This window comes from Gordonia alkanivorans, assembly GCF_004011905.1.
In the GTDB taxonomy this organism is placed as follows: domain Bacteria; phylum Actinomycetota; class Actinomycetes; order Mycobacteriales; family Mycobacteriaceae; genus Gordonia; species Gordonia alkanivorans.
Genome location: NZ_CP027114.1, coordinates 888210 through 900017 on the forward strand (window position 1 = coordinate 888210; position 11808 = coordinate 900017).

Genomic DNA, 11808 nt, shown 5'->3' on the forward strand with positions numbered 1-11808 from the left:
TCAGGTGAGGGCGGGGTTTCCGATGGCTTTGAACAGGTTGTGGACGAGGGCGTGGAAGCTGAATTCCGCTGCTGCTCTATCGAGTCCGCGGCTGGTGAAGCGGCGGAATCCGAGGTTGTGTTTGGCGTGGCCGAACGGAGTTTCAGCGATGTGGGCGCGTTGACGGTAAAGCGCATGCCCTTCTGGTGTGGCCAACCGGTGGGCCATCGCTTCGATCGGCGAGGCGTCTGGTGGCGGTGACCCGTGGGTCGGAGTGTGTTGCGCGGCTTCTGAAACTGCTCGGCTTTTGCCGGTCGCGATGAGCCGGTCGGGTCCGGGGGTGGTGAGGTTGTGTTCGGATAGATATCCGGCATCGGCCAAGACCACCCCGATGCCGGTCGTCGCCGGCGGGTGGGGTCGATGGGTGTCGATGAGTGTTGCGGCAGTGACGGCTTTGTCGAGCATCGTGGTGAAGGTGGGGGCATCGGCGGGACTGTTGCCCACACCGGTGGCGATGATCAGCCCGTCGTCGCTGGTCACAGCCTGACAGTTGAACCCTTGGAGCCAACCACCGCCACGCAACGGCATCATCCGCGATTGCGGGTCGGTGATGTTGCGCCGTGGCGCCCGTGACGTCGTTGCCGCAGTCGTGGTGGCAGGCGGGGTGGGAGTTGAGTCAGGCGCGGATTTGGCGTGGCGCTGCTGTTGACGGTCCAGTGCCCGCTGGAGTGCTCGTTGGGCGCGCAGCACGTAGTAGTTCGTCTCGACCGGTCCGGGTTTACGGCCCCGCTGCCCGGGCCGATAGCGGTCGATCTTGTCCTGGTGAACGGCGATCGCTCGCGCCAACGACTCGGTCAACACCTCGACCTCGATCTCGACCGGCAACGATCCCTTACCCGTGGCGGGCCCGCCAGAGGCCCGTCGTTCCCGCGCCCGCTGTACCGTCTCCTCGCGGGCCTTCTGGGCCTTCTCACCAGCCTGTTCACGGTCGTTCTTGCGCTGGGCGGCCGCCGACTCGGCGTCGTTGAGTTGCTCATTGTGGACAGCCAGGTCAGCCAACGCTTCAGTGATCCGGGCGTGACGCGACCCTGGATCGTGGAGCTCCCGGGGAAGCTGATCGCCGCGGTCATCACCATGGGCATCATCCTCGGCGACATCGGCCGCTTCGTGTTCGGCCGCGGCACGAGCAGCCTCGGCGGCCAACGCTGCGCGCAATCCTTGCTCGGTCCGATTGGCGCTCAGTGACGCGTTGGAGGCGATCTTGACGCCGTCAAGGGCAACGACTCCCAACTGGCCCATCCCGACCCGCGAGCACAGCATCAACACTTGAACGAACAAGTTCTCGATCGCGGGTGCGCAGTCGGCGCGGAACCGGGAGATCGTCACGTGATCAGGGACGTCACCAGCGCAAATAATGCGGTAGGCGACGTCGCGGTGGCATAACCGTTCCAGCTGCCGTGAGGACCGTTGACCTTGTGCCCAACCCCAGATCAACAGGGTCAACAACATGTCTGGGTGATAGGCGGCGCGACCGGCGCCGCCGGTCTTGCGCACCGCCTGCACCGCCGAGGTATCCAACGAGGCGACCGTATCGATGACCAGCCACACCGGATCATCAGCCGCCAGCCATTCCCGCATACTCGGCGGCATCAGAAACTGTTGATCACGCTGCACCGGACGATAACCCTTGGCCACCAACACATCATCGCCGGAACCCGCCGCCAACCACCCACGACAGGCCGGACCGGACCCATCCAATTACGCAACAGCCCGCTATGTCGTCGGCCGGGCTGTGGAGGGTGCATTGCGGGGGCGGATCCCAGGGGCGGTTTTCAGCGCCGGTCTGGGCTTGTGTCCACCGATCGGTGGATGCGGCAATCCACCGGTGGATCACCCGGTCGGCGGAATCCGGGCGGGGTGTTTTCCGAGGAAAGTCATTGGTGTCACCGGGACAGCCCGGAACAACCACACAAAACCCTTACCAGAGACTCGGAGAACCCCATGAAGATCGCGTCCCGCATCGCAGCCGGAACCCTCGGACTCGCCGCAGCCGCCGGCATCGCACTCGGTGCCTCCGGAGCAGCCCACGCCGGCACCATGCCGATCACCCGCCCGGGAGAGCCGACGGTCGCGATGACGATCACCAACCACACCGACAAGCCCGAGTACCTGATCGGCAGCAACGCCGACGGCGGCCAGTGGGTGAACGCACCGAAGAAGGTCCTCTACCCCGGTGCCACCGAAACCATCACGGCCGTCGCACCGTTCAACAACCACCTCGACGTCAACGCGATGTACCGCATCGGCCTCTTCGGCCCCACCGCCAATTACCAGCTCACCAACCACAAGTTCAACGTGAACACCGACATGAGCGGTATCTGGGGCCCCCGGTCGCAGCAGTACTGGATGAACAGCAACATCGACACCGGCTTCCCGCAAGCCAATGTCGGATTCGACCAGTGGTGAGTGGAGGACGCCTGCTGATCACTGGAAACACCACAGGCCCCGTGACCGAGAGGTCGCGGGGCCTGCGGTGGTTTCGGACAAGCTCAACCGGCACGGAGAACAGGCTCGGCGGGAGAGCACTCAGTCGGGGGACGGTCCGGGGACGCGGATGATGCTGATCATTCCGTTGGGTTCGACGTAGGCGCGTTCGACCGACGCGAGTTCATCGACCCCGTGCAACCTCAACTGGGACATCACCTCGTCGTAGGTCATGAACTCGCGCAACATCACCTTTCGGTTCAATGTGCCGTCCTCGATGAGAGGCCGCGGCCTGGCCTTCACCCAGCCGGCGATACGCGGGAACCGATAGGCGAGCGCGTCGAGGCTGACGCTCCAGAACAGAACGGTCGCGACAAGTACCGTGCCGTCGGACACCGAGGAGATACGGCTGCCCTGCAGCCCGGCCGCGGCCGCCTCGGACATCAACACCACCAGCAACACATCGGTCAGACCCAGTCCACCTGATTCCCGCTGCCCCACCACGCGCATCAGGACGAACACCACGAAGAACGTCACGGTCCCGCGGACGATCGACTCCTCGACCGGCACCGAGAAACCGAAGATCGACGACCAGTTCACCGCAGCTCCCTTCTGCCGCCCCGGCCCTCGTGTACGGCGTGTCGCAGAAGTACCTACGTGATGTTGGTGCCAAACACCCGACGCAGCACGACGGACCCGCGACCGACCAGGTCGCGGGTCCGTGCAAAGCGTTGCGTCGAATCAGGCCGACATCACGGGAAGAGATTTTCCAGCGAGCCGAAGCCACCGGCGTCATCGGTGGCCTTGAAGTTCGTGGTGCAGCCGTTGAACGAGACATTGTCGATGTTCACGGTCCCGGTGCTGTCCGTTGGCTGGCTCGAGATGCCGTAGTGGTCGACGACCGCGTCGTCACCGGCAGCCTGGATGAGCTGAGCCAGGGTTGCGGTCTGAGCCCGCGGGATACCGGGGAGGTTTCGCGTCGCCCACCACTGGTCGGAATCGGTCGCGTCGGCCAACGTCTTGCCCTCGGGGGCGGCCCAGACCAGAGTCGCGAAGCCGTTACCCTGACCGGTCTCTGCTCCGGTCACGCGGATCTGCCAGTTCGCCTGGCCCGCCGACTTGTGGAATGTCAGCGGCTTCTTGGCCACGTCAGCGAGCGGCAACTGGCCTGCGGCGTGATAGGAGGCCTGTCGCGGCGTGGTCGCGGTGGTCACGAACTGCAGCGAACCGTCCTCGTCGTTGACGTTGTCTTCGGAGTACTTTCCGGCCTGCCCCTCCTCGTCGGAGAACTCATTTCCCCAGCCGGCGGTAGCGCCCGGGGTCGAGACCTTTGCGCAATTGTTCTCGTCCACCGGTGCGGCATTTGCCACGCCAGGTGCGATGAGTCCCGCTATTCCGAGAGCTGCGCCGACAGTGGTGCACGAATGAGGTTACGTTTCATGTGTTTCCCGACCTCCATTTATTTCAATTGATGGACATCGGCGAACGTGACAAACGAAAACAAGGGCTACCACCCCTTTTGAGGAACACATCACACAATTGAAATTGGTGAATTGCCGATCGAATAACATCGATTCGCGACAACTCGGACAGAGCACCCGAGCGTCACATTGTGCTTACGTAGGTATGAATTGCACCCTTAGGTGGGTATGAATCGTATTCTCTCTTGGGGATGAAATCGCGAAATCAGCTGTATCCCGCGGCCCGTAATGCGGCCATCAATTCCGAGCGCGAACCCGCATCCAAACGGCGTCGGATACGGGATACATGGTGTTCCACGGTTTTCGCCGAGATGAACAGTCGGGCCCCGATCTCCCGATAGGTGAAACCCTGCAACAGTTCACGTGCGACCTCGGCCTCGCGCTCGGTCAGCAGGCCGTCGACGGGGCGGGGGCGGCGACGATCGGCGTCGACCGACCGGGCCGTCTCCAGCAGGCCCGCCGACCTGCCCGGGTCGTCGGTGCGTAGCGCCGCGATCCCCGCCAAACGGCCTGCCTCCCAGGTCAGTCCACGCAACCGAAGGGCAGCCACCGCGGCGGCCACCTGCGCGTCGTCGACGCTGCCGACCGGCTCGAAGGTGAGCGCCATCCAGGTGCGGGCAGCCGCCACGAGGCCCGAGGCGGTCGCGTTGCTCCCGGCAACTCCCTGGAGCAGTCGTTGACGCTCGGTTGCGAGCTCGGCATCACGAGCGATGACCCCCGCCTGGACTCCGGCGAAATGCCACGGTGCCGCCCAGGTCACCGGATTGCCCACTGATTCGAGCAACCGATCGGCCGCGCTGATGTGCCGGTCGATCGACGCCGTGACGTCCAGTCGTGCAGCGGCCTGCCAGAACTCGGCGAGGGGTCGCAGGAGATAGAGGTCGATCTCGGTCGTGGCGAGCAGCGCCGGCGCCCCGGTCCACAACGCAGCGAGCGCCGAGGAGTCGCCGTTGCGACGAGCGAGGCCGAGGCGGACGGCGTGCGTCCGCAACCGGTGGACCGCGCCGGCGGGCTCGTCGTCCGGCAGCAGACGAGTGGCCATATCGAGGTCTCCGCTGGTCAGCGCGATCTCGGCATCGAGCAGAGCTCCTGCGGCGGAGTCACCCGCAGCTTTCCGAAGCGCGCGGGCCGCGTCGAGGTCACCGCTGTTCAGCGCCAGTGCGGTCGCGGCATGCAGGGTCCTCCCGATCGAGGGATCGCGCCCGCCCGGAACGGCCGACGTGAGCCCGCGGACCACGAGACCGACCGCGTCGTCACCGTCTTCGTGGTCGGCGCACACCGACACGAGCAGACCCCGGACCGCCCGTGACCGTATTGCTCGGGCACCCACCGGCGGGCGCCCCGCATCAGCGGCGGCGACCGCCGCGGCGGATGCCCTGTCCCCGACCGCCACCAACGCCGTGACGGCCGAAAGGGATTCGGCCGCAATGTTGTCGGGGCCGAGCCAACAGTAGAGATCAGCTGCATGAGAACCGAGACCACGTTGGGCCGCGACGAGGGCCGCGATCCCCACCCAGTGTTCGATCCCCTTCTCCGTGGGGCGAGCCGACTCGAGACGGAGGTCCGCGACCTCGCCCGCGCCGTCGACATCACCGGAGACCAAGGCGCGCTGGGCCATCAGGAGGCGGACGTCGTCACGCCCCGGTTCCAGACGATCGGCGGCACGGAGCAGGACCACCGCGCGTGCCGCCGTGGCATCAGCCGCACCGGCGAGCAGGGTGTCGACCAGACGCGGGTCCTCGATCCCCGCTTCCGCTGCGTGCAACGCGTCGTCGACGGTCAGTTCACTTGCCCGCAGACGCACCGCCACCGACGTACGGCGGAGCTGGTCGAGCCGTCGGTTTCCGACAACCGCGCGTAGCGGATCATTCGCCGCGGAAACGAATCCGTCGGCACCGCGCAGCAGGCCGGTCCCCCGCGCCCGGTCGAGTGCCTCGACCGCCGTCTCGTAGGGAACGTCGAGTGTCTCGGCCAGACTCTCGGGGTCCAGCGGCGCGCGTGACGACGCGAGGGCCAAAACGGACAGGGTCGTCGGATCGAGGCCCCGGAGCAGGCGATGGTGATGGTCGCGCGCCACGCGTTCGACCACCGCCGGCTCGTCGACGGTCTCTCCGAGTCCCGCGGCCGCGGCTTCTTCCCGGATCGCGAGCAGCGCAGCGGTGACGACGTTGCGCACGCCACCACAGCGTCGACGGATCTGCGACGCGGTTGCCGGTGTGAGTGTGAGACCGGCCCGAGCCGCGTGGATGAGCACGTCTGCCGTGCTCATCGTGCCGAGGTCGAGAACCGTGGCGGAGCGGCGGGCGAGATCCAGCACCGCGCGGAGGATCGGGTCGGTTTCACGTGGTTCCGCCGTGGCGATCAGTCCGATGGTTCCGGCATCGACCATCGTCGCCATCCGTGCGACGAGGTCACTCGGCCAGGTGTGGAGGTCGTCGGCCAGGACCACCGTCGGACCGGCCGAATCGCCCCCGGTCGGCATGCCGACGCTGACCGGGACGTCGACTTCGCGTAGCCCCTCGGACACGACGTTCAGCAGTCCGGTGCGTCCGCTTCCCGGGAAGCCGACGGCGATCGCGCAGAGCGGGAGCCTCGTGCGCGCACGGTCGAGGACGTCGTCGACCCACACCGACACGGAGTCCCGACGATCACCGACCGTCGGCGAGGGCGAGGCAGTCACCCGCCCGGCTTCAGCAGACGACACGGGTGACGCCACACAGGACCTGACCGGTGCCGTCGAGAATCTTGCCGGGCACCTGCAGGACACCGCCCGGCCGGCCGCCGCCCGAATCGCCTCCCGTGCTCGGCTGTCCGGGATTCGCCGGGGCGGGGTTCGTATCCGGGACGGGTGCGCTTCCGGGGTCCGCCGGCGCCGGCGCGGGCGCGGGCGCAGGTGATGCGGCCGGTGGAGCCGCCGGTGCCGGGGCCTGCCCGCCGGTCGCGGGTGCCTGGCCGCCGCGGGTCGATGTGGTCCCCGGTGCCGGGGTACCGGCCGCCGGGGCGGAGGCGGACGTGCCACGCGGGGCAGCGGTGCCCGTGCCGGGGGCCCGCGTACCCGTTCCGGTCGCGGCGTCGGCGGTGCGGCCTCCCGCGTCGGCTCCGGCGACGGTGGTGGCTGCCCGGCCGGGTGTGCCCGGTGTCGCGGCGACCGTCGTCGTCACCGCACCGGCGGGAGGCGGCGTCGCCTCCCCGGTGGATCCGACCAGACCCGTCCCCACCGACAGTCCGGTGGCCGAGACCAGCACCAGCGCCGCGGCGCCTGCCGTGATCAGGAATCCTCGCCGCCGCCGGGACAGGCGAGGCGCCGGAGTCGTCACCGGGGTACTGGGAGCGGGCTCGATTTCCCGCAGCGGACGCTCCCCCGGCGACGGTGCGGGCACCAGCCCCGGGATCTCGGCGGTCGGCTCGGTCGCGGCGGAGTCACGCGCGCCGAGCGCCGCCATGCCGAGCAGGGCTGCTCCGGCGGCGGAAGCCGATCCGGGTTGGGGGTCGAGGAGGACCGGGACGCGCAGGGTTGCCGACAGCATCTCGGTGACGAGCGGGATGGACGCGCCCCCTCCGCCGAGGATGATCGCCGTGACGGGGACCGGGTGTCCTCCCGGCTGGTCGGCCCCCGCACTCGCGATGGCTTCGCGGATCAAGGCCACCGATTCCGTGATCGGTCCCCGGACCAGGTCCTCGACGTCGTCGCGGACGAGTCGGGCGACGGTGGTCACCTCCCCCACCCGGACGTCGACGACCGCGTCGGTGTCGACCGACAGGGCTTCCTTGGCTCCGCGGCAGTCGGTGCGGAGCCGGGTCAGATCGTCGAGCACCGACGAGGCACGGCCGGGATCGGCGAGTTCGGCGTCGACACCGGTGACCCGCAACGTGTGTACCAGCAGGAGCCGGTCGAACTCGTTCCCGCTGACCGAGTCGAGGCGCAGCGGCCGACTCACCACACGGGGTTCATCGCCGGTGGCGAGCACGGTGACGGTGAGCGCGGACGCGCCGAGGTCGTAGCCGATCACGAGGCCCTGACCGAAGGCCCCCTCGCTGTGTTCGACGGCTGCCAGCGTCGCCCGGGACTCCGGTATCCAGCTGATCTCGCCCGTCGGCACGTCGTCCCGCGCGCGGAGGGCAGCGTGGGCCTCGTCGACCGCTTGCGACGTCCACGTGTCGGGATGCACGACGGTCAGGTGATCGACGGTGTCGGTGAGCTCGAGTCGGGTGAGCAGGGCGGCGACCGCCTCTGCGTGGATCTGCGCGGCGGGCCGGCTCTGTCCGCGGTCGTCGAGTACCGGCACCGGATCGCCGACACGGTCGAGGAAGTCGCCGTAACCCACCAGGCCGGCGGTCCCGACCGAGAGCGAGTTCTCCCACGAGTGTTCCGAGGCGACGACCGCGACACTGTTCGCGCTCCCGACCTTCACACCGATCGTGATGCCCATGTCGGTCAACTCCTGTTCCCACCCGCGGGGGTGGTCGATGGCGATCACCTGCCGCTCGCGCAGCGTGGATGTTCGTCTGATGGCGCGTGCCGCGACCGATGCCGGCGCTGCACTTCACTGAGTGTGTCGCGGGCCATGACCCGGCCGTTAGCGTTTCGGCCGCGATTAGGGGAAAACTCCCCTGCCCCCTACCGACATCGCCACCCCCGGGGTCTGCCCCCTATTCACCGGGTCCGCGACAGGACTAGGGATTTGCCCCGATGTCCCGGAGCGTGCCACTGCCTAGCGTCGAACTCGACACGGGATCGAACTGCGATCTCTCCGACGCAAGGAACGACGCCATGCCGACCAATGCGGTACTCGACTTCATCCTCGGTCTGCTCCGCGACGAGGACGCGTTCAACAGCTACTGCGGTGATCCCCAAGCGGCGATCGACCGCGCCGGGCTCACCGGGATCACGCCCGCCCACATCTCGGCCGCGGCTCCGCTCGTCGCCGACTCCGGCCTGGCTGCCGGTGGCGCCGCCGGTGGCGGCCTGGTTGGTGCCATCGGTGCCGGCGGGGGGTCGATCGGCGGTGCCGTCGGAGGTGGGGCGAACGCCGGGGGCGGGATCGGGTTCGGTCTCGGCGGGCTGGGCCTCGGAGACATCAACCTCGGCGGGGGCGGCATCGGCCTCGGAGGCGTGAACCTCGGTGGCGTGAACCTCGGCGGAATCGGCCTGGGCGACTTCGACTTCGGCGGGCTCCTCGGCGGTATCGGGCTCGGGGGCGTCGACCTGTCCGGCCTTTCCCTCGCCGACCTGGACCTCGGCGGTATCGCCTTCGGTGACCTGGACCTGGCCGGCCAGCTGGCCGTCGCCCTCGGTGCGGCCCTGTCCGCCGGGCTGGGCGCCGGAGGTGCCGTGGCCGCACAGTTCGGCGCCACCCTGGGCGCCGCCCTCGACACCGTGGTCGCCGGCGGCCTCGAACTCGGTGCGGGCGCCGGCCCGGTGATCGCCGGTGCGCTGGCCGGCGCGATCGACGCCGAAGGTGCGCTGATCGGTCAGCTCGGCGCATCGCTCGACGCCCTCCTCGCCGCGGGCGCCGGCCTGGGACTCGGAGGCGGACTCGCCGCCCAGTTGTCGTCGGCGCTCGGTGCGGGCGGCGAACTCGCGGGCGAGTTCGGCGCGACCCTCGGCGGACTGCTCGGCGCCACCCTCGGTGCCGGCGGGGCGCTCGGCGCCGATCTCGCCACCGCGCTCGCCGCCGGACTCGGTGCGGACGGCGCCATCTCCGCGGTCCTCTCCGGCGCGCTCGGCCTCGATGCCGACCTGTCGGCCGACCTGACCGCCGCCCTCACCTCGACGCTCGACGCCGCCGGTGACCTGTCCGCGACGCTGTCCGGACTACTCGACGCGCAGGCCGTCGCCGACCTGTCCGGTGAGCTCGGTGCGACCCTGACCGGCGCCCTCGGCTCGACCCTGGCGGCGGGCGGTTCGGCCGCCGCGTCGGTCGGCACCGCTCTGGGCGTTGCTCTGACCTCCACCGCTGCCGCGGCCGGCGGATTGGCGCTGACCGGTGCGGCGGGTGCGAACGCGGTTCTCGGCGGTGCGCTGACCGCCGCTCTCGGAGTGGGCGGGGGCGCCCAGGCGGGTCTCGCGGCGACCCTGGAATCGGTGCTGGCCGCCGGTGGTCTGGTCGACCTCGACGCGGTCCTCGCCGCGGGTGGCGACCTGGGAGCGACCGTCGCCGGCGCGCTCACCGCAGGCCTCGAAGCCGGTGGCGATGCCGCGGGCGCCCTGGGCGCCGCACTAGGCGGCACCCTGGCCGCCGCGCTGGACGGCGGCCTCGCGGCCGATCTGACCGCCGGACTCGGCGCAGGACTCGAGACCGGCCTGGGACTGGGCGCGGGACTCGGCAGCGTCTTCGAGGGCTCCGTCGGGGGCGCCCTCGAAGGCGGGCTGAACGTGGTCGGCGGTCTGGGCGGCGAGCTGGGTGGCGCACTCGGCGGGCTGCTGTCGGCGGGCGTCGGTCTGGACACCGCGCTGAGCACCGTGCTCAGCGGCGTCCTGGGAGCAGCTGCCGGTGCCGATCTCGGGGCCGCGCTGGGCGGGGCTCTGGGACTCGGCGGCGTACTCGGCACCGACCTGACCGGTCTCCTCGACGCAGGCCTCGCCACCGACCTGGCCGCCCAGTTGGGTGCCGCACTGGGTGGCGGAGGCGATCTCGCTGCAGAGCTCGGGGCCGCGCTCGGCGGTGTGCTCGGTGCGACCGCGGGTATCGACGGCATCCTCGACGCCGCTGCGGGTGCCGGTCTCGGTGTCGGCGAGCTACTGGCAGGTGACCTCGGTGGGGCGCTCGGTGTCGACGGCGCCCTGATCACCCAGCTCGGCGGGGCGCTGGACGCCGCGCTCGGGGCGGGCGCCGATCTGGGCCTGGTCACCGAGACGGCCGGCGACCTCACCGCCACGCTGGGAACGGTCCTGGGGGCCGGCGGTGACGTGGGAGCCGACCTCGGCGCATCACTCGGCGCCGTCCTCGGTACCGCGCTGACCGGCGACCTCGGTGGCGACCTCGTCGGACGGCTGGCCGGCGGAGCGGACCTGGGCGGTGCGCTGACCAGCACGCTGAGCAATGCGCTCGACGTCGACCTCGCGGCCACCAACGGCTTGGTCACCACGCTGGAATCGACACTGCAGGCCACGGGCGGTCTCAACGGGGCGCTGACCGGTGAACTCGGCGCGGTGCTCAACCCGAGTCTCGTGATCTCGCCCGAGGACGGCATCAGCGTGGGCGGCCCGATCCTGGCCGGCGGACTGACAGGCGGTGCCGTCGGTGACGTCACCGGCGGCCTCGAGACGGGACTCGGCGGCGGACTCGCCGGACTCGGGACGACGCTGGAGTCGGGGCTCGGTTCGACCCTCGGTGGCGATCTCGGACTCGGCGGCGATCTCGGACTCGGCGGTGGACTCGGACTCGGCGATGGCCTGGGCCTCGACAGTTCGCTCCCCGCGGATGTCACCGGCGACCTGGCGACCGCCGTCTCCGGCGGTGCTGCCACTGTCGGCGGCGACGCGACCGCTGCCGTCGACTCGACGCTGGGGGGCACCCTCGGCGCGACGACCGACGCAGTCGGGAACCTGGGCGGCGACCTTCCGGGCGACCTCTCGGGCAGCCTGACCGGCGGACTCACGGGCGGTGGCGAAGCCGGTGGCGGCGTCGACCTCGGCGGCGACGCGCACGCCGACGCCGGACTCGGTGGCGCCCTCGACTCGACGGTCGGTGGTGTCGTCGACACGACGAGCGGCCTCACCGGAGGGCTGACCAGCGGGCTGACAGGTGGTTTGACCGGAGGTCTCACCGGCGGGTTGGGAGCCGACTCGGATGCCGGTACCACCGCATCCGGAGACGTCGACGCCGGACCGGACGCCGGCTGACCCCGGACCCGACGGCTT

At 69.8% G+C, this 11808-nt stretch carries 7 protein-coding genes; 2 read left to right on the forward strand and 5 right to left on the reverse strand.

Going from position 1 to position 11808, the window contains the following annotated elements; all coding sequences use genetic code 11:
* Positions 1 to 1674 carry a transposase gene (locus C5O27_RS04095; protein ID WP_127961980.1) on the reverse strand — a complete coding sequence of 558 codons (1674 nt, stop codon included), beginning with the start codon at positions 1672 to 1674 and terminating at the stop codon, positions 1 to 3.
* 306 nt (positions 1675 to 1980) lie between these two features.
* Between C5O27_RS04095 and C5O27_RS04100 the strand changes: the two genes are divergently transcribed.
* Positions 1981 to 2445 (forward strand): hypothetical protein, encoded by a 465-nt coding sequence (locus C5O27_RS04100; RefSeq protein WP_040536789.1) that lies wholly within the window; start codon positions 1981 to 1983, stop codon positions 2443 to 2445.
* A gap of 120 nt (positions 2446 to 2565) precedes the next feature.
* Here the strand turns inward: C5O27_RS04100 and C5O27_RS04105 are convergent, their stop codons facing one another.
* From C5O27_RS04105 to C5O27_RS04120, 4 genes are all read right to left on the reverse strand, one after another.
* Complete coding sequence (locus C5O27_RS04105) at positions 2566 to 3063, reverse strand: DUF421 domain-containing protein (RefSeq protein WP_127961981.1); 498 nt, start codon at positions 3061 to 3063, stop codon at positions 2566 to 2568.
* A gap of 152 nt (positions 3064 to 3215) precedes the next feature.
* Positions 3216 to 3833 carry a hypothetical protein gene (locus C5O27_RS04110; protein WP_341867528.1) on the reverse strand — a complete coding sequence of 206 codons (618 nt, stop codon included), beginning with the start codon at positions 3831 to 3833 and terminating at the stop codon, positions 3216 to 3218.
* A gap of 316 nt (positions 3834 to 4149) precedes the next feature.
* A complete protein-coding gene (locus C5O27_RS04115) occupies positions 4150 to 6624 on the reverse strand; it encodes a helix-turn-helix transcriptional regulator (RefSeq protein ID WP_127961982.1) in 2475 nt (824 codons plus the stop codon).
* Positions 6625 to 6634: 10 nt separating this feature from the next.
* Positions 6635 to 8374, reverse strand: a complete 1740-nt coding sequence (locus tag C5O27_RS04120; protein WP_127961983.1) for an Hsp70 family protein — start codon at positions 8372 to 8374, stop codon at positions 6635 to 6637.
* A 341-nt stretch (positions 8375 to 8715) separates the two neighbouring features.
* Here C5O27_RS04120 and C5O27_RS22820 point away from each other — a divergent pair, with 341 nt between their 5' ends.
* On the forward strand, positions 8716 to 11790 hold the full coding sequence (locus C5O27_RS22820; protein ID WP_208651423.1) for an IniB N-terminal domain-containing protein: 3075 nt from the start codon (positions 8716 to 8718) through the stop codon (positions 11788 to 11790).
* Positions 11791 to 11808: the final 18 nt, after the last annotated feature.